The organism is Dyadobacter frigoris (assembly GCF_005280585.1).
Classification (GTDB): domain Bacteria; phylum Bacteroidota; class Bacteroidia; order Cytophagales; family Spirosomataceae; genus Dyadobacter; species Dyadobacter frigoris.
This window is the reverse complement of record NZ_SZVO01000021.1, coordinates 15,869-35,605: the sequence shown is the minus strand read 5'-3', so window position 1 is coordinate 35,605 and position 19,737 is coordinate 15,869. Positions and strand designations below refer to the sequence as shown.

The 19,737-nt window shown below is 43.2% G+C and carries 16 protein-coding genes; 7 read left to right on the top strand and 9 right to left on the bottom strand.

The genetic code is table 11. The annotated features are described in order from the left end of the window. Nucleotides 1–41 precede the first annotated feature (41 nt). The 9 genes from FDK13_RS30790 to FDK13_RS30750 form a co-directional block, all read right to left on the bottom strand. A complete protein-coding gene (locus FDK13_RS30790) occupies nt 42–269 on the bottom strand; it encodes a hypothetical protein (RefSeq protein WP_137343864.1) in 228 nt (75 codons plus the stop codon). 11 nt (nt 270–280) lie between these two features. Further along, nucleotides 281–907, bottom strand: coding sequence for an urease accessory protein (locus tag FDK13_RS30785; protein WP_137343863.1), 627 nt, complete (start codon nt 905–907; stop codon nt 281–283). A gap of 33 nt (nt 908–940) precedes the next feature. Then, nucleotides 941–2,047: an NHL repeat-containing protein gene (locus FDK13_RS30780; protein ID WP_137343862.1), complete on the bottom strand. Its 1,107-nt coding sequence runs from the start codon at nt 2,045–2,047 to the stop codon at nt 941–943. Between the two features lie 4 nt (nt 2,048–2,051). Further along, nucleotides 2,052–3,107, bottom strand: coding sequence for a hydrogenase expression/formation protein HypE (gene hypE / locus FDK13_RS30775; RefSeq protein ID WP_229216291.1), 1,056 nt, complete (start codon nt 3,105–3,107; stop codon nt 2,052–2,054). Nucleotides 3,108–3,227: 120 nt separating this feature from the next. After that, nucleotides 3,228–4,316 (bottom strand): hydrogenase formation protein HypD, encoded by a 1,089-nt coding sequence (hypD, locus tag FDK13_RS30770; RefSeq protein WP_137343861.1) that lies wholly within the window; start codon nt 4,314–4,316, stop codon nt 3,228–3,230. A 1-nt stretch (nt 4,317) separates the two neighbouring features. After that, the gene (locus FDK13_RS30765; protein WP_137343860.1) at nt 4,318–4,596 is read right to left on the bottom strand and encodes a HypC/HybG/HupF family hydrogenase formation chaperone; all 279 of its coding nucleotides are present in this window, start codon (nt 4,594–4,596) and stop codon (nt 4,318–4,320) included. 103 nt (nt 4,597–4,699) lie between these two features. Beyond that, nucleotides 4,700–7,090 (bottom strand): carbamoyltransferase HypF, encoded by a 2,391-nt coding sequence (gene hypF, locus FDK13_RS30760; protein WP_229216290.1) that lies wholly within the window; start codon nt 7,088–7,090, stop codon nt 4,700–4,702. After that, the gene (gene hypB / locus FDK13_RS30755) at nt 7,087–7,800 is read right to left on the bottom strand and encodes a hydrogenase nickel incorporation protein HypB (RefSeq protein ID WP_137343859.1); all 714 of its coding nucleotides are present in this window, start codon (nt 7,798–7,800) and stop codon (nt 7,087–7,089) included. Before hypB ends, hypF begins: the two co-directional genes overlap by 4 nt. 6 nt (nt 7,801–7,806) lie before the next feature. Beyond that, complete coding sequence (locus tag FDK13_RS30750) at nt 7,807–8,151, bottom strand: hydrogenase maturation nickel metallochaperone HypA/HybF (protein ID WP_137343858.1); 345 nt, start codon at nt 8,149–8,151, stop codon at nt 7,807–7,809. Nucleotides 8,152–8,649: 498 nt separating this feature from the next. Between FDK13_RS30750 and FDK13_RS35935 the strand changes: the two genes are divergently transcribed. From FDK13_RS35935 to FDK13_RS30715, 7 genes are all read left to right on the top strand, one after another. Beyond that, entirely contained in the window at nt 8,650–8,925 is a 276-nt protein-coding gene (locus tag FDK13_RS35935; protein ID WP_220417468.1) for a BON domain-containing protein, read from the top strand. 660 nt (nt 8,926–9,585) lie between these two features. After that, nucleotides 9,586–10,566: a Gfo/Idh/MocA family protein gene (locus FDK13_RS30740; RefSeq protein ID WP_137343857.1), complete on the top strand. Its 981-nt coding sequence runs from the start codon at nt 9,586–9,588 to the stop codon at nt 10,564–10,566. A 403-nt stretch (nt 10,567–10,969) separates the two neighbouring features. After that, nucleotides 10,970–11,656 (top strand): RNA polymerase sigma factor, encoded by a 687-nt coding sequence (locus tag FDK13_RS30735; protein ID WP_137343856.1) that lies wholly within the window; start codon nt 10,970–10,972, stop codon nt 11,654–11,656. 239 nt (nt 11,657–11,895) lie between these two features. Continuing rightward, entirely contained in the window at nt 11,896–12,882 is a 987-nt protein-coding gene (locus FDK13_RS30730) for a FecR family protein (RefSeq protein WP_137343855.1), read from the top strand. A gap of 168 nt (nt 12,883–13,050) precedes the next feature. Then, nucleotides 13,051–16,479, top strand: coding sequence for a SusC/RagA family TonB-linked outer membrane protein (locus FDK13_RS30725; RefSeq protein WP_137343854.1), 3,429 nt, complete (start codon nt 13,051–13,053; stop codon nt 16,477–16,479). Between the two features lie 22 nt (nt 16,480–16,501). After that, nucleotides 16,502–18,151 (top strand): RagB/SusD family nutrient uptake outer membrane protein, encoded by a 1,650-nt coding sequence (locus FDK13_RS30720; protein ID WP_137343853.1) that lies wholly within the window; start codon nt 16,502–16,504, stop codon nt 18,149–18,151. A gap of 133 nt (nt 18,152–18,284) precedes the next feature. After that, entirely contained in the window at nt 18,285–19,727 is a 1,443-nt protein-coding gene (locus FDK13_RS30715) for a hypothetical protein (RefSeq protein WP_220417467.1), read from the top strand. The last annotated feature ends 10 nt before the right edge of the window (nt 19,728–19,737 follow it).

The window sequence follows — 19,737 nt, the reverse complement described above, 5'->3', positions numbered from 1 at the left end:
AAGAGTGTAGTTTAACTCAGGCTGAACGTGTTTTGAACGATTTATTGAAAGTCTGGCCTTGTGGCATTTTTAATAAAGGTACAGAGTTTACCGATGTCATCAAAAGGGGAAATCACCAGGCCATCGTGTGAGATTTTATATAATTCCCGCTGCTCCACTTCCAGAGAGAAACCGTTTTCCAGATCAAAATACTTGCCTTCACGTTTAATAACGGTAATTTCCATTTGTTTTAAAGCATAGGCGACAAAGTCGCTTTCATCGTAAGTCATGAAGTTTTTGTTTATGCGATAAAATTCTGGTACACTACTTTTCCACCCAAAATAATACAAAGCAGTGACGAAAGGAAGGTTAATGCTATTCTCAGGGTTTTATTTTTTAGCAACTTCTCTGAAAATGGAACGCTGAATATGCCCGCCGCGACCATCATGCCTGCAATGGATCCCATGCCGAAGATCATCAGATATGCCATGCCGCTCAAAGAACTTTTGATGGTTGTCAAAACCGAAAATATCAACGTGCCGCTCCCTGCTAGTCCGTGCATCAAACCCACACTGTATGCGAGTTTATGCTCGTGTGGGTTTCCTTTACGATGAGCTTCTGTATGTACCAGGCCTGCCTTATAGAGCCCCGATAATCTTTTCAAACCTAAAAAAATCAACATGATACCAACGCCACCTTCCAAATATTTAAAATTGGCTAAATTTATTCTGGAAGTACCCAGAATAAAAATACAGCCCACCAGCAAAATGGTAGAAGTGTGCCCCAATCCCCAAAAAATGCCATCTTTTAAGGCAAGCAAAGTATTGTTCCGACGCGTTACAATCGAGCTGACTGCCACCAGGTGATCGGCTTCAAAGGCGTGGGTGAAACCAACCAGGCTTGCCAGCAATAAAGGAAGGATTTCCATTTGAATTCGGTTGATGAAAAAATGAGAAGAGGTTTAGTTTAAATCGTATAAAATAATCCGGTGATTCCCGGTGTCAGCGACTGCCATGTGGTTATCTGAAATGCAAATTGAGAAAGGCCAGTAAAGCTGCTGGCTGGTGCCATTTTTTGTATTTGCATTCTCACTGGTTATCTGAAATGATCCGTGTCCGATCAGGTTGTCTGCCATGGCCCCGTTCGTCTGAGGGATTTTATCAAAAAACAAAAGTCTGCTATTCCCTGTATCAGCCAAAACGATACCGTTTTTGAAAAAAAAACTATCGTAAGTCCAGCTCATGGTATCACTTTCAGGCAAGGATCTGTACTGATTTTGTCCGCTGGATTCCAGATCCGGCTGTCCGATGATCACATCTGCTTTTTGAGAAAAAGCCGTTTCCCAGTCTTTCCAGATCAGGCTGCGGTAGTATTGGGTATCGGTGATCGATAAAATGCCTGCATCTGAAACCCTCACAGAATACGGCCAGACCGCGTCATTGCTCTCATAATCACGCTCGTTAAAAAAGTCTTTTCCGATTACATTGTTCGCGGCTGCAAAATTGACTGTCGGGATTTTCTCAAAATAAAGAACACGGCGGTTACCTGTATCCGCAATCCAGAGTTTATGTCCATCAGAAAAAACACCGTACGGCCAGTTAAGCGATCTTTCAGAAGGGTTATTTCCTATGCCTTTTACATTCGGCAAGTTGGAACCAAAATCGGGCTGACCGATCACGACATCTGCGGGCTGGCCGGAAACAACAGGGAAAGTATGCCATACCAACACGCGGTGGTTCCAGGCATCTGCAATGATCAGCATAACCCCGTCAGACCAGATCCCGGATGGATATTGTAATGTTGAAGCATTTACTACACCTCCCGAATTTCTCCCGGTATCAGCAGGTTGCAGCTGCCCAAGAACCATATCCGGCTCACAGAACTGATCTTTGGGAAACTTATGCCATATAAAAATCCGGTTCTGCCCTGTATCCGCAACGATCAGTTTGGTGCCAGTGATCCATACGCCACGCGGAGCCAAAAACGGGTTTCCTGGTGCGCCCTCAAATATGCGGGTTCGTTTGACTATTGCTGGCAGGCTTTCGATGGTTTGATTGTATGTGATCATTATTTTAGCAAATCCTTGGTAATTGTTCTCCAACCAGCATATTGACAACCCTTCTGCCTCCGATAGGGCTTTTGATCACGACCTGGCCGGGATGAGATTCGCCCACTTCTCCGATCATGGCGGCATCCGTGCCCACGTCGAGGGTTTTTAGTTTTGCTAAAAAAGGTACGGCAATTTCTGATGCAACGATGGCAATGAACACGCCTTCGTTGGCCACATACAGCGGATCCAGTCCCAGAAGTTCACAGGCCCCCTGCACCTGTTCGAGTACGGGTATCTGTTTTTGAACCAGATCAATACCCAGGGAAATATCTTTTGCTATTTCATTAAGTACAGTTGCCACGCCACCCCGGGTAGGATCACGAAGCAGGTGAATGTCTGATCCAAATTCGTCCAGGAGGCTCAGCACATCGTGGGCTACATTGGCCGTATCGCTCACAATATCGGTTTCAAAATCGAGTCCTTCGCGCACCGACATGATAGCGATTCCGTGCGTTGCGATGTTGCCCGAAATGATCACTTTATCTCCGGTTTTAATATGTTTGGAAGATATTTCAGCTTTCGGATGTACCTGCCCAATGCCGGAAGTATTGATGAAAATTTTATCGCCTTTTCCTCTTTCCACGACCTTGGTGTCACCCGTTACAATATGTACACCGGCTTTTTCCGATGCTATTTTTATGGAAACCAGAATGTCCCAGAATTCAGTCATCGTCAGTCCTTCTTCGATGATAAAACTCAGTGACAGGTATTTCGGTATGGCGCCACACATCGCCAGATCGTTCACTGTTCCATTTACCGCCAGATCGCCAATGTTGCCACCGGGAAAAAAGACAGGCGTTACGACGTAACTGTCTGTGGAAAAGGCCATTTTACCCGTTGCGGTGAACACTGCCCCGTCATGTTTTTCATCCAGATAGGGGTTGCTCAGCAAATTGAATACACCCGATTCCAGTAACTTATTAGTTAAAATTCCACCCGAACCATGTCCCAGTGTAATGATATCAAAGTCGAGCTTGGGCATCGGACAGGAAAGCTGGGCAAAAAAAGGTGCGGACATTATATGTAATTATTAGATATTAAGACGAATTAGATTATGCAGTCGGCTTTCGGCTGGTGCGGTCAGGCAATTGTTTGGAATTTTGTGCCTTACCGTAGTTTGATAACCGACAGCCAATCATCATCCTACATTGGCAAAATGATAATAGGCCGCGCAGGCACCTTCGGAAGAAACCATCGGAGCGCCCAACGGATGCTCAGGCGTGCATCGGGTGCCAAACTGGCTGCATTGTGCTGGTTTTTTAATTCCTTTTAGTATTTGTCCGGCAATGCAATCCGGACATTCAGGCGCTCTTGCTATGTTGATAGAAAATCTTTTGGAAGCATCAAAAAGTGCCAGCTCTTCCTTGACTTCCCAACCGCTCAATGGGATAATGCCCAGTCCGCGCCATTCCCGGTCGGTTACTTTAAAAACCTGTTTAATAATTTTTAAGGCCTCGGGATTTCCTTCAGGTTTGACCACACGGGCATATTGGTTTTCAAGATTTGCCTTACCCGTTTCCAGCTGTCTGACAGTCATCAATATTCCCTGCAAAAGATCCACAGGTTCAAATCCGGTCACCACAATGGGTACGTCGAATTTTTCGACCAGATCGTAATATTGTCCCATGCCCATGATCGCACAGACATGGCCGGCCGCCAAAAAGGCCTGAATGCGTGTTACTTCGTCGTTCATGATCGCTTCCATTGCAGGCGGAACAAGGACGTGGGAAGCCAGGATTGAATAATTTTTAAGGCCCAGCAATTTTGCATGGATCACAGACAGCGCATTGGCAGGCGCCGTAGTTTCAAAACCAACCGCAAAAAACACCACCTCCCGGTCCGGATTTTCCTTTGCCATTTTAACAGCCTCCAAAGGCGAATACATGATCCTGACATCCGCACCGGCGGCTTTGGCTTCCAGCAGGCTGCGTTCTGACCCGGGAACGCGGATCATATCACCAAAAGAGCATAGGATAACCCCTTTTTTCTCAGCCAGGAACACGGCTTTGTCTATCAATTGAAGTGGTGTTACACAAACCGGACAGCCGGGCCCGTGTACCATCTGGATCTGCGGTGGAAGCAGGTTCAGTATGCCGTTTTTTACCAGGCTATGCGTTTGTCCTCCGCAAACTTCCATAATGGTCCAGGGCCGGGTTACGGTTTTTCGCAGCTCGTCCAGGTACATCGCCACCATTTCAGGATTTCGGTATTCGGTAAGGAATTTCATATTATAGTTGGTTAGGCCGGTCAAGCTGGCTGCTTTCTATCAATTCGTCCAGTTCGCCGATTTCTTTTAGGTATGAAAATGTTTTTTCGGCTTCCTCTTCATCCACAATACTGATAGCCACACCAACGTGAACCAGCACATAATCGCCTACTTTGGCCAGTGGTACCATGTCCAGGCTCGCTTCTTTGGTAATTCCGCCAAATACCACTTTTGCCATTTTTACCAGCCCATCGTACTGGTATTCAATGGATTTTATTTTACCAGGGATCGCTAGACACATACAGATTTATTTTTATGCCACGAATGCACGAAGCGGGTTGAACGATATTTTAGTATTTCAATCAGGTTTCCCTGGGGGGTAGGTTTGGTTTTATGTTTTGAACTCAAACCTTTACTGCATTTATATAAGCCAATTGTCCCAAAGAAATATTTTCATCATTCGGAGAAAGCTGCCCGTGAAAATAAAGGTCAAATTTCCCGGAAAGGTTTTCGATGAAAAGATCTGTAAGTAGTGTATTTTGAAATACGCCGCCGCTGAAAGCTAATTTCTTCGCGCCCAGCTGCACTGCTGTATGCTCCGCGAATTTTACCACGGAATAATGGAATTTGGCGGCTATCCAGCCCGTTTGCTTTTCCTTGTGGATATCGGCGATCAATTCATCGATCAAAAATTCCGCTTTGTCAAAATAGTTTTCTGGAAAATCGTATCCGTTGGCATCAAAATAGCGCTGTGCTTCCTGTTCCAGAAGTAAGGCCGCTTCGCCTTCAAAGCTTGTCTTATCAGTTAATCCTGTCAAACTTGCCACGGCATCAAAAAGGCGGCCGATACTGCTCGTTTTTAAGGTATTACTGCCAATTACTTTTTGCAGGTAAGTCCATTCGGTGTTGGTGAATTTATTTTCAAGAAAACGAGGCAATGGCTCTTTTGAAAAAGCAGAAAGTACTGCCAAAGCCGATAGCCTGGGTTCCTTTGCCATTTTATCCCCCAGTAAAGAATCGAAATATGGAAAGTGAAGTCGCTGGTTTTGATAAAAAAACTCGCCGCCCCAGATCATTCCATCGGTTCCGTAACCCGTTCCGTCCCAAATGACACCTAACACATTTTCAGAATCTTCGGCGAGGTCGTTTTCCGCTAAAACCGCAGCAAAATGGGCTTGATGGTGCTGGATCTTCGTCACTTTTGCATGAAACTTCGCTGCATATTCATCTGCCAAAAGGGTTGAAAAATAGCCTGGATGCATATCAGACAGTAGCATTGCGAAATTTCCATGCGTTGCAGGTGACAGTCCGAAAATAGTTGTCAGATGATTCAGCGAATGCCTGAAACTTTCCTGGGTGTCATAATTTTCAAGGTCTCCGTGATACTGGCTGATGTATTTTTCGTTGCCATTTTGTATACAAAAAGTACTTTTGGCAGATGCACCAAATGCTATTTTTTGTGAAGGAAAAGGTGATGTCTTTTGGGAAATGGCTAGGTCAGGGCTCATTCCCCTGCTTCGCCGGAGGATGATCTTTTTTTGATGTAAAGCTGAAAAACGGATCACAGAATCATCCTGTGGCGTGACTATTTCCCGGTTATTAGTCAGTATAAAATCGGCTATGCCAACCAGTTCTTCTAATGCTTTTTTGTCCTGAAAAATAATGGGACTATTGCTGATATTGCCGCTGGTCGCTACAAGCGGTTTTCGAAAATCACTTGCGATGATGGCTAAAAGGGGCGAGTAGGGGAGCATTACTCCTAAATGATCCAGTCCGGGAGCTACCGATTCGTCGATTGAAAAACGACTGATCTCTTTTCTCTTTACCAAAACCACAGGAGAGACAGGGCTTTGCAAGTGTTCAGATTCGCAATCTGTAACATAGGTATCGTGGCGAAGTTTTTCTATATCCGGATATAAAATGGCAAACGGCTTTGAAGGTCGGTGTTTTCTTTCTCTTAAAGTTTTAACCGCCATCTCGTTGGCTGCATCGCAAAGCAGTAAATAACCACCGATTCCTTTAACTGCCAGGATTTTTCCTTTTGTGAGAGCGTCTTTAACAGCTGTTAAAATAGCATCCTGATTGTCAATGAGAACCTGTTCGGATTTACTCAGTTTCGATTCATACCAAAACAAGCGGGGACCGCAGGATTTACACGAATTAGTCTGCGAATAAAATCTTCGGTTTTCCGGATTTTCAAATTCATCGTGGCATTCCGGACACATGTCGAAATCCTGCATGGAAGAATTCACGCGGTCATAAGGCAGTTTTTGAATGATCGAATACCTTGGGCCGCAATGCGTGCAGGTAATAAATGGATAACGAAAACGGCGGTTGTCGGGATCTTGAAGTTCCTGCCGGCAATTTTCACACATCGCCAGATCCGGCGTCAGTAGTGTTGAAGCGCCGGATTGTTCCGTTTTGCTTTCAATAATTTCAAAATGGCTGAAATTTGTAAAAGCATTTTCAGTTAGCTCATGACTGACTATTCGTGATAACGCAGGCGGATTAGAGATAATTTCTTCCAGAAAATCGTTGGCAATCTTTTCGTTCGCTAAAATTTGGATATGAACACCAGATGGGCCGTTACTCACCGTCCCTTTCAGATTCCATTTTTTTGCAAGTTGGAATACGTAAGGGCGAAAACCGATCCCTTGCACCAGACCATTTAGTTTAATTGAAAATGTGGTACTGATATCATTCTTTATTTCTTGTGGAGATACCGGACAAAAGATATCTGATTCACCCTGGTGGGTGAATTTTTCTTCCAATCCGGTAAAATCCGTTTTGTTCATGCTTCCTGAAATTTATTTTTTTTAGCCAAAACGCGTTCAATCAGCCAATCACACCATTGATCCAGGCCTTCTCCTTTGAGGCTCGAAACGGTGATCACTTCAATATCTGCATTGATATCGCGCGCATCCTGCGTGACTGCCTCCACTGAAAAAGGCACGTAGGGTAGCAAATCGGCCTTTGATACCAGCATCAGCTCACTGCTCAGGAACATACGCGGATATTTTTTCGGCTTGTCGTCGCCTTCGGTCGTGGAAAGTACGGTTACCCGAAAATCTTCACCCAGATCAAAAGCAGCCGGACAAACCAGATTCCCGACATTTTCAATGACAAGCAGATCCACGCCAGTCAGATCGAAATGGTCCAGGGCCTGGTAAACCATTTGCGCCTCAATGTGGCACATGCCGCCGGTCACAATTTGTAAGGCGTGAATGCCGACATCGCGCATTCGAATGGCGTCACGCTCGGTTTCAGGATCACCAACAAGCACAGCCATGTTAATTTTACCTTTTAAGCGCTTGCCTGTTTCCTGCAAAAGGGTCGTTTTCCCGCTTCCCGGTGAGGAGCATAAGTTTATCACCAATATTTCAGGCAAACGGTCACGAATGGCTTTTGCGACAAAGTCATTCACTTTGAGTAAGTTAAAAGTGGTATTGTCGCATTGCACCGAACCTGCGGCCGCACGGTTTGACTTGGGTTTTATTGCTTCCATATATCTCTAATCTTCAAATTCAACTTTTTTGATCAGTAACTCTTCTCCCTGAATAACCTCTTTGCTTGGCTTTCCGCAAAACGTACAAACGAAGCGGTACTGCTCCACCGCCGTGTTTTTATCACAATCGCTGCAATGAATCAGTATAGGCAATACTTCTACTTTCAATTTGGTTTTCCGGTAACGTGGCTCATCTTCCAAAACAGCCTGAAAAGCATTTTCCATAGCAATGGGCTGTACATTGGACAAAAGCCCCACCGTGAGATAGATATCCCTGATCTGCCCGAAGTCGTAAGGGAATTCTTCTTCCAGCGTTCTGAAAATGTTTCTTACCAGTGAAATTTCGTGCATGAAAAGCTCAACTTTTGATTAAGCCAAAGCTATTTGTTTTAAGCTTATAAACGTGACGGGGTAACAATAATTAGAAAATGTTTTCTAATTATTGTTACCCTTCTGTTTGCCTGTGATTTGGTCATTTTATGGATCAAAAAAACTGGCAGATTGACTTACACCTTGTATTTCTGTGTTCCGTTTTCTTTTTTGAGATAGTGTGTAGTACCGCCAAAAACAGTGATTGATACAACTCATAGCCATAAGGATGTAAGTTAACCGGCTCTGCGTTTACTGACCTTTATTCTGGTGATAACACTTTTACCAATAAACACAGAGATTATGAAAACCAATGAGGATTTACAGAAAGACGTTCAGGATACTATCAAATGGGAGCCGTTATTGAAAGCAGCCGAAATAGGCGTTACCGCAAAAGATGGCATTATCACACTTTTCTGAACAGTTGACAGTTACGTCAAAAAATCAGAAGCTGCTAAAAGAGTTACAGGCGTAAAAGTAGTGGTTGAACAAATTGAGATCAAAACATATAGCAGCCTGTACGACCGTGATGACAACGATCTGGTCAATGAAGTATTGAACGCTTACAAATGGAACTGGGAAATTCCCAACGACAAAGTAAAGGTAAAAGTTGAAAATGGCTGCATTACCCTGGAAGGAGAACTCAACTGGAATTACCAGAGAGAAGCAGCTGAAAGGCTCATTAAAATACTTGCAGGCATAAAAGGCGTATCCGGCCTGATCACCATCAAATCTGAAACGCATGATGAGGTTTAGAAAATGGGCATTGAAAGCGCGCTGGCACGGAGATTATGCCGACCCGGAACTCGAACGACTGACAGCCTCTGCAAATAAAATTGATTTGTCGGATGTTTATTAAGAAGACAAAAATGAAAAACTAATATTGAATATTCAGCTTACATACTTATTGGAGTAAATAAGTAGCTACTGGTAAAGTTTTCCCGGAATATACAGATGTTCTGAAATTTAAAACAGGAGATTTTCAATACCATTATAAAATACGGCTAGTCACCAAAAAAGTAACAAAACGAAAATTATTTTAGGGAATCGTTGTACGTCTTGAGCGGTTCGCAATTCTTATAAAAATCCTGAGGCCAGTTTTATTTCTTATATTGCAGCTCTTACGAAATAAATACCTTTAACGGGCTGTGAGTTGGATCACAGCCATCCGGATCTAAGCCGCATGACGTTGCTGTTTGTACTGATAAGGTATGTCATGGCAGCGAAGACGAACTATTTTTTGGGAAAATAGAAATCACCTGAAGGCAGGGATAGATTCCAAAATGGGTTAAAAAGTAATCGTTTTGCCGGATATCCGGCAAGGGTGATCCGTGCTTGTTTTTAGTATTTAAAATCAAATTGCAAGAGAAGCATTATTTCATATCGACTGAATGTATTTTAAACAATGACCAATTTATGAACAGACGAAACTTTGTACAAAACGCAGTTCTTTGTACAACCGGTTTGATGACTTTCGCCGAGGAAATGGTTTGGGGACAAACTTCCCTTACCGAGGTAGGGAAAAGAGTTGGGATCATAGGCCTTGACACCAGCCACAGTGAAGTATTTACTAAAATCATCAATGCAAATCACCCGGAAATGAAAGGCTATAAAGTAGTGGCTGCTTATCCTCACGGAAGCAAAGACATCGCTTCAGCTTTGAAAATCAAGGACGGCATTACAAGAGCAGTGCAAAACCAAGGTGTAGAGATTGTCAATTCCATTGAAGAGCTATTGACTAAGGTTGATGTGGTTTTACTGGAATCAAACGATGGAAGATCTCATTTGGAACAGGCGTTGCCGGTACTAAAGGCGGGTAAAAGAATGTTTATCGACAAACCGGTGGCAGCGAATCTTCAGGGTGCCTTAGCGATTTTTAGTGCTGCCCAGCAAGCCAATACGCCAATTTTTTCATCCTCTGCCTTAAGATTTGATGCGAGTGTCCAAAAAGTAGTGGCAGGCTCTATTGGTAAAATTACTGGTGTTGATGTATACACGCCTGCGAAGATGGATAAAACTCACAGTGATCTGGCCTGGTATGCCATTCATGGCGTAGAAATGCTTTTCACAGTGATGGGGACGGGTTGCAGGCATGTAAGCAGGACTTACCAGGAAGGTACCGATGTGGTCGTTGGTGTATGGGATGACGGAAGAATTGGAACACTCAGAGGTATAAGGGCAGGAGCTGCCAATATCGCCGGAACGGCTTTTGGTGAGAAGGGCATCGCTCCGCTTGGGCCATTTGCTTCTTATGAACCACTGGTTGGCGAGATTATATCCTTTTTTGATACAGGGAAACCTCCGGTATCTTCCACACAAACCCTCGAAATATTCAGATTTATACAGGCGGCCGACCGCAGTAAGAAAAAAGGAGGGAAAGCTGTGTCTTTGATCTAAGTTCGGGTTAAACCAATTTAAGAACACTTCTGACTCCTAACTTTTATTTGGATGTCATGACAATGTGATCTTTGCCACGGCGTGCTTTAATGAGCTAATACAACTTGGGTTAAAAAGGGCTCCTTGCTGCTGGTTTGCTTGCGGACGATCTGGATACAGGCCATTACAGGGAATAGATTAATCTGTTGAGAATGGGTTGGCGTGCTCTTGGGTGGTCTCAATGGTGTGCCCTCGGTTTGTTGTCTATTAATATTAAAAATCACATTAGGTCATTTGTTTTGTGATTCTGTTAAAAGTCAATATATAATATTTCTCGATTATGTTTTTATAGAATTTGCTTTGCTTAATCAGAGTTTATACTTTTAATAGATATTTATCCATAAAAGGGTTGTAATCAGAAATAATGAGGGATATAGCTACGGAAGAGGACAGCCTGCTGATTCTTGGCATTTGCAACGGAAATAGAGATGCATTTGATGTGCTTTACAAAAAGTACTGGAAATTTGTATACAATGCAGCCTATAAACGGCTCAGTAATTCAGATCAGGCAAAAGATATAGCGCAGGATATATTTGTACAACTTTGGGGCCGCCTGAGCTCGAACCCATCTTTGAATATTGAAAGTTTGCCATCTTATTTGTATATCGCTGTCCGCAACAGCGTTTTTAACTGGATCGAAAAAGAGAAAAAATTTGTATCTATCGCTGATCTGCTAATACAACTTGATAATCAAAAAGATAACGCAGATGCTCAGATGCGCTACAATGAACTTTTTTCAGCTTACGAAGTATTAATTGAAAGTTTACCGAGGCAGCAGCAGGTTATTTTTCGAATGCGTTATGATCATGACTTGTCCAGCGATGAAATCGCAAACAAGCTGGCTATTTCTCCCAAAACTGTCCGGAATCAGCTGGGCAGAGCGATGTCAAAATTAAAGGCAGAGTTACTAATGGGATTGCTGTTTTTATTGCTGGGGACGGCTTCTTTTTCAGATAGATCCAACCTTTTACGGGAGGTACTTGTTGTAAAAAGTATAGGATTAATACCGCTTACGGATCAAAAAATAGTTTCAATCCTGTCTGCCAGCTAATTTTTAGCCGTCAATAATGGATTTGTTAAAACTGGTTGAATGCAGCGCCTGTGCACCTTATCTTCCTGCAAAACAGTGGCGGGCAACAGATTTTATTCCTCTGAAAAGCATTTAAACAAAAATAGTTTGCACAGCGTGTGGGCGGAATTTGGTTTTGGCTGTCTTATAAGCAGGTACCTTGGAATTTAAGTAATAAAGGGATTATTAAAGGACGAAATTTTCCAAAAGCAAACGATCAGATGCAGAAAGAACAGTTTTTGAAGCTATTAAAAAAATACCGTTCAGGTAGTGCTACCCAGGAGGAAATAAGCCTGCTTAAAGCCTACTACAATGCATTCGACATTCAAGCCAATGTGCTGGATAATTTATCGGACAGCGAGCAGGACAAACTGGAACTGGAAATTAAACAACACATTGACACGTATTTACTTTTGCCGGAAAACAACAAACCAATCCTGCCATTAGCCGGACGAAAACAGCAAAAATGGCTGGCTTACGCAGCAGTGGTGCTTGCGTTGCTGGTTTGCACGGTATTATTGAAGCACAATAAGAAAACGCCTGAAGAGGTTTCTTTTGTAAAAAGTAGTCGGCCAGCAGCTCAAGCCAATAATCTGTTGCAACTTCCTGATGGAAGCACTGTGATCCTTAGTGCCGGCAGTAAGATCGATTACCCCGATTCCTTTGACAATCGGAAAAAGAGGGAAGTTTATCTGACCGGAGAGGCATACTTCGATGTGCGGCACAATGCTGAAAAACCTTTTATTGTGCATTCGGGGAAATTGTCAACGACTGTACTAGGAACTGCTTTTAATGTAAAAGCCATGTCTGAGGATGAACGTATAATTGTAACCGTTACGAGAGGGAAGGTGAAAGTCAGTGATCAGAATACCACCTATGCAATCTTAATTCCCGATCAGCAAATAACGTATAATACGGTAAAACAAGAGGCTGTCCAAAGCACTGTGGACGCGCAAAAAACGGTGGAGTGGAAAATGAGGGACTTGTTGTTTGATGACGTTACCGTATCCAACGCAGCTGGCTATATTGGAGAGCGCTTTCGCATAAAAATTAGAATAACGGACGACAGGCTAAAAAATCAGCGTTTTACAACCACCTTTGGCAAAGACGAAAACCTGGAAAGTGTTCTAAAGAGCATTACCGAGTTCAATGATGCGAAGTATGAATTAAATCTGAAAAATAAAGAAGTTGTCATTTCACCTAAATAATACCCATTTCATGCGAATATACCCACCTTAAAAAAGCACTGCAAACTGCTTTCATATTGGACGTATGAAAACATTTATGCAGTGCCGCAGCTGGTTTCCGAAAGAAACAGCTTTGCTTTAACGATCAAGACCCTTTGTAAGAAATTGTCATTAAAACTTATCAAATGTATGAAAAACTCTACAACAGTAGGAGGCTTGGGCGTATATTTATGCCGGCATATTCCTGTTGCAAAATTAAAGAAGGTTATGCGCTTTTCATTGATTATTTGCCTGTCCGTCGTAGTAACCGCTCAAGTGCTGAACGCCTCCTCGCTGAAAGGACAAAATTTAGAGAGTACCGAAATAAAAATTTCTTTGAAAGACGAGTCACTGACCAACGTTTTTCAACAGATTGAGCAGCATACGGTCTTTAAATTTATGTACCGAAAGCAGGATGTTAAGAATATTACTGCCTTAAACCTTAAAGAAACCAAGACAACCGTTGGAAAACTCTTACATCAGTTACTGACTCCGAACGGTCTTGCTTTCAAACAGGTGGATAACCGGATTCTAATCACGCCGGTCAAAGAGGTTTCCCAAGCCGGCAACCCTGAGGTCAGCCTTTACAATAAGGCGGCTACGGCAATAAAAGGTAAGGTTACCGATGTAAAGGGCGATGACCTTCCCGGCGTCAGCATTCTGATAAAGGGCAGCCAGCACGGAACCGTTACGGATGCCAACGGAAATTATACCCTTGAGATCACTGAGGAAGAAAAAAGCTCGGCAGCAGCAGCTCTTATTTTCTCCTTTGTCGGGTACGTACCTCAGGAGATAGCCATTGGAAATAAAAGCGTTCTGGATGTTATTTTGGCTGCCGATACCAAAAATCTGGAGGAGCTGGTGGTGGTTGGCTACGGAACCCAGAAAAAAACTTCTGTTACAGCTGCCATATCGAGCATGAGTGGAAGTGATGTAGCTTCAACGCCGATAACCAATTTGAGTAATGGTCTGGGGGGCAGATTGTCCGGTGTGATTTTTCGGCAAGGCTCAGGTGAGCCCGGCAAGGATGCATCGAGTATTTTTATTAGAGGGGTGGCCACTACCGGCAATAATCAACCCTTATTCATCGTGGATAATATTCCACGTTCTTTTCAGGATCTTGACCCTAATTCAATTGAAACGATTACGGTTTTGAAAGATGCTGCCGCTGTCGCTCCGTACGGTGTTGCCGGCGCCAACGGTGTAATTCTGGTAACGACAAAAAGAGGCAAGAGCGGTTCTCCTACCTTGTCCTACAATGGTTATGTTGGCTTTCAAAATCCAACTGTGCTTACCAAATATCCTAATTCCTACGAATACGCTTCCCTTTTGAATGCAGCTTCAAAAAATGATGGGCTGCCAGCCAAATATTCAGATGCCCAGCTCCAGAAGTTCAAGGACGGTTCGGATCCTGCAAACTATCCAAATAATAACCCCTGGGATTTAATTAATAAAAATAATACCCTGACAAGTCATAATATCGAAGTTTCAGGGGGAACGGATCTGGTTAAATATTATGGCAGCATAGGTTATCAATACGAAGCAGGTCTTTTTGGGTCGACCTATCAGCACCGGTACAATCTTAACCTGAACCTGGATGCCCAGGTAACAAAAACGACTAAAATATCCTTAGGAATAAAGGGCAGAGAGCAGAACAACCACTATCCATCTGCGACAACTGACCGGATGTTTATTACCATTACGAATGCAAATCCTACCTGGATCCAGGTTTATCCCAACGGGCTGACAGGGAATCTGTTGTCAGGATTGATAAAGAGTGATGGTTATCGTAAAACGAATACTTCGCAAATTTTTTCACAATTATCTATTGACCAGGATTTAAACTTTGTGCCTGGCCTAAAAGCGAGAGGTTCCGTTGCCTATGATCCTACCAATACCTTAAATAAAAACTGGCTTACACCTATTTCTATCTGGGCGCTTGACCCAGTGACGAGTCAATATAATCTTTCTTATGGCGAAAGGTCCAAATCTGAGCTGAGCCAAAGTTATACCCGGGCATCGCAGATTACTTTTCAGGCCAGTTTGATCTACAACAGGTCCTTCAAGAAACACAACGTTGGACTGCTGGCCCTTTTTGAATCCAAAGGAAACGATGAACTGAGTTTTTCGGCAACCCGCAGAAACTTTGGTCTAAGTATTGATGAGCTAAACATGGGAAGTTCCAGTCAGGCTGATATTTCTAACACCGGCAGTTCAATCAAAGCAAGGCAGCTCGGATTGGTTTACCGCGCTCAGTATGACTATGATTCCAAGTATTTATTTGAAGCCAGCGGGCGATATGATGGCAGTTATTATTTTGCACCCGGTAAAAAATTCGGATTTTTCCCTGCCTTTTCAGTAGGGTGGCGGCTTTCAGAAGAAAATTTTATTAAGCAAAATTTAAATTGGATTAATAATTTAAAGATCCGGGCTTCGTATGGAGAGGTCGGTGCTTTGGCTGGCAGTGCATTTCAGTATTTAAGTACTTACAGTGTTTATGGGCCTGCCTATGTGATCGGCGGCAACGCCGTTCAGGGCACCAGAGAAAAGGCAGAATCAAATCCCAATATTACCTGGGAGAGAGCAAAGAAAACAGATGTCGGCATTGAGGCTTCACTTTGGAAAGGGCTAATTACACTGGAAGCGGATTACTTTCATGAAAAAAGGTCAAATATGTTAACAAGTCCGGACCTGACAGTTCCTTCAGAATACGGTATCGGATTAAGTCAGGTCAATGCCGGTATTATGGTGAACCATGGCATTGACCTTTCTATTGGAACTGCGCGTACCATTAATAAAGATTTAAAGCTTTCCCTTACTGCAAATTTTACTTATGCTAAAAATTCACTGTTGAAAGTATTTGAAACCTCCTCTACTTACGATAATCCCAACAGAAGAAGAACAAACAGACCGCTGGGTACCCAGTTTGGTTACAAGTCACTTGGTTTGTTTCAGGTCAAAGATTTTGATGAGTCGGGCAATTTGAAAAGTGGTGTTGCCACCCAGCCGTGGGGGAAAATACAGGCTGGCGATATTCGCTACCAGGACATGGACGGGGACGGCAAGATCACCACAAATGACGAAACCGTGATTGGCAATGCAGATACTCCGCAAATTGTCTATGGTATTATGCCCAATGTTACCTATAAAAACGTGACTTTAAATTTGTTGTTCCAAGGTGCAGCAAAAACCAATTTTTATACCAGTTCCTACGCGGCCTGGGCTTTTTATGGTGGAACAGTTCCTGTGAGGCAGAATTTGGATTACTGGACTCCGGAAAATACGGACGCTAAAAACCCTCGTATAACCAGTGCGCCCACGACAAATAACACCCAGGTCTCTTCTTTCTGGATGAATAATTCGAGCTATTTAAGATTGAAAAGTGCGATGCTTTCCTACATGGTTCCATCTAAAATCCTTGACAAAATACATGTCCAAAATGCAAAGGTTTTTGTCTCGGGACAAAACCTGCTGACCTGGACAAAAATTGTTAATTATGATCCTGAAAATGTAGTGAGTTCAGGCCTGAATTATCCTCAGCAGAAAGTGATTTCGCTAGGTATGAACCTTACCTTTTAATCCACTGATAACTAATATACTCATGCGGGCAATTACATACCATTTTTTATCAAAAATAGCGGTGCTGCTGCCGCTAGCCTTAGCCACTTCGTGCAGCAACTATTTGGATGTCATTCCCTCGGATCAGGTTTCTGATGGTAATGCCTGGGAAACAACAGGGAATGCAGACCTGTTTTTAAATGATATCTACGGATCGATATCGGGGCCTTTCGCTACCAATGATCCCGACGAGGGCTTTTCAGATAATACCATGCGGGGTTCTTCGTCAGGTTATAGTTTTACAACCTATGCCAAATCCAGCTATACTTCCGGATCTGTACGGGATGACTGGAGCACTAATTATCTCAAAATCCGTAAGTGCAATATATTTATAGAAAAGGTTACGGCATCTGCTTTGGCTGATGACTGGAAAAAAAAGAGAATTGCTGAAACGCGCTATTTAAGGGCATATTTTTACCAGATTTTATGGACACGCTACGGAGGAGTCCCTATTATTACCGAGTCGTTGAACCAGGCCGAACAGGGCGATGCTATTTTCAGGACCCGTAATACTTCGGATGAAACATTTAAATTCATTACAGACGAATGTGCTTCACTGGCGGCTGACTTACCGCTTATTGCTGAAACCGGAAGAGCAAGCCGGGGTGCTGCCCTTACACTGAAAGGATGGTGTGAATTATTTCAGGCGAGTCCTTTAAAGAATCCGCTAAATGATAAATCAAGATGGGCAGTTGCAGCGGCCACAAATAAGCAGGTTATGGATCTGAAAATCTATGACTTGTTCCCTGATCTGGAATCAATGTTTTACGAAGAAAAAAATAACAATATCGAGGTCATATTTGATAAAGCTTATTTGGGAGGAACCTCACTGGGGTCCAGTAAAGAGGGTTTACAGGCGGCTTGGACTGTTGGAGGCACCCAGCGGTCATATAGTGCCCCCAACCCGACACAGGAACTGGTTGATTCTTATTTTATGGCCAATGGCTTGCCAATCACGGATCCTGCTTCGGGATATGATCCTCAAAACCCCTATTTGAACCGGGAAAAAAGATTCTATCAATCCATTGTTTATGACGGCTGCACATGGCTGGGCTACGAAATGCAGATGTGGATTGGTTCAGGTTCTGCCAATACACTGGATTTATCCAGTGCCAACGAGGCAACCAATACAGGATATTACATCCGGAAGGGACTGAATCCAAAGTATGAATTTGCGAACGGTTACCAAAACCTTAGCAGTGCGCATTTTATTATTTTCAGATATGCAGAAGTTCTGCTGAGTTATGCAGAAGCTAAAAACGAGGAATCAGGCCCGGATGAATCTGTTTATACTGCGGTGAATAAAGTAAGGGCACGTTCGGGTTTACCAGCTTTGAAATCTGGTTTGAGCCAGGCACAAATGCGCATCTTTATACAACAGGAGAGAAGAGTGGAACTTGCTTTTGAAGAGAAACGCTGGACTGACCTTCTCAGGCTCAAGACTGCTGAAATCAGTTTGAACGGATCTTCTCATGCCATGAAAATCGTTAAAGAGGGAGACAAAAAGGTGTATTCTGTCATCATAGCACCGAATGGCGGCAGGTTGTTCTTTGCTGAAAGGAATTATTTATTACCCATTCCCCAGGCAGTGATTGATAAAAATACCAAGCTCAAACAGAATCCTAATTATTGATGAATTCGTAACTATAATCAGCTCAAAGAATAACAGGTTAATTTCTTTGGCGAAGCTATAGAATTAACCGGTTATATCAGCCCAATATTGAAGGCAGAAAGTTGAAAACGTTTATTTTTTTTATGCAAATTTTATGAATTCTTACAGCTCTTATTTTAGCCTGTTTCGTATGGATTATTTTGGTAAAATATGCCTTATTTTATTGGTAGTACTTACCCGGAATACATTGTTATATGCAAAGGTTGATCCTATTTTACGAACTCAGCTTTCCGACACGGTTCGGTTGTCGTCCTTTGACATGGACGTTACCCCTCCGGTAGGAAGCCATTTGGCTTATGATCCTGAAATTAATAAATGGGATCTTGGTTTACGGGCAAAAGGAATTATTTTATTTGGTTCAGGATTGCCAATCGTCATGTGTGCAGTGGACTGGCTCGGGATAGGAAATGAAGGGATGGATCAGTTTAGAAATGCGATATCCGCTGCTGCCGGAACTGTTCCTAATCGTGTTACGGTGAATGTGCTGCATCAGCATGATGCCCCCGGTTATGATCCCGGCGCTGAACAGGTTCTTCTGGAGGCAGGAATAGATCCGGCAATTATTCACCCAACCAATTTCGAAGGTACTTTTGCAAGAGAATGTATCCGGCAGCTGACCATTGCAGTGCGTAATTCTCTTGGCAAATCCCAGCCCGTTACACATATCGGTTTGGGTAAATCGAAGGTATTCAAAGTCGCGTCTAACAGAAATATTTACGATGCTTCCGGCAAAGTGCGGTTGACGCGTATGTCCACCACAAAGGATTCGCTGGTGCGTGCCGAACCGGAGGGATTGATTGATCCTGAACTGTCGCTGATAAGTTTTTGGAATAATGATAAACCGGTTGCTGTACTGAGCTATTACGCAACGCATCCGCAAAGTTATTATCGGACCGGCGTTGTGAATCCGGATTTTCCCGGTGTGGCCCGTTTTTACCGCCAGCTGGCAGAACCCGATGCGATCCACATTCATTTTAATGGAGCGGGTGGAAATATTGCAGCCGGAAAGTATAACGACGGCTCGCATAAAAACCGCTTGATTTTTGCAGAACGGCTCGCCGAAGGTATGAAGCTCGCATGGGAATCGACCAAACGGGAGGTTGTCAAAGCGCAAGATATTGATTGGGTAGTAGAACCGGTCGTTTTGCCGCCAGCCAAATATCTGTTTAAAATGCAGAAAGAATTATTGCTGACTAATGAACTACTAAAAAAAAATAATGGAAACGCGGAAAAGATGGCCTGGCTGCGTAGAAGCGAAAGTGGAAATAAAATAGATTTGGGCTGTCTGAAGATAAAAAATGCCAGAATACTTTATATGCCCGGCGAACTTTTTGTTGAATATCAGCTTGCTGCAAAGGCCCAGCGGCCTGACTTATTTGTGGCTATGGCCGCTTATGGCGATATGGGACCAGGCTACATTGGCACGGCTGATGCGTATAAAAGAGGAGGATATGAAGTAAGCGAACTGGGTTCGAATGTGGCTCCCGAAGTGGAAGTTGTGCTGATGAAAGCAATGAAGGTTTTATTACAAAAATGATGGAAAAGTA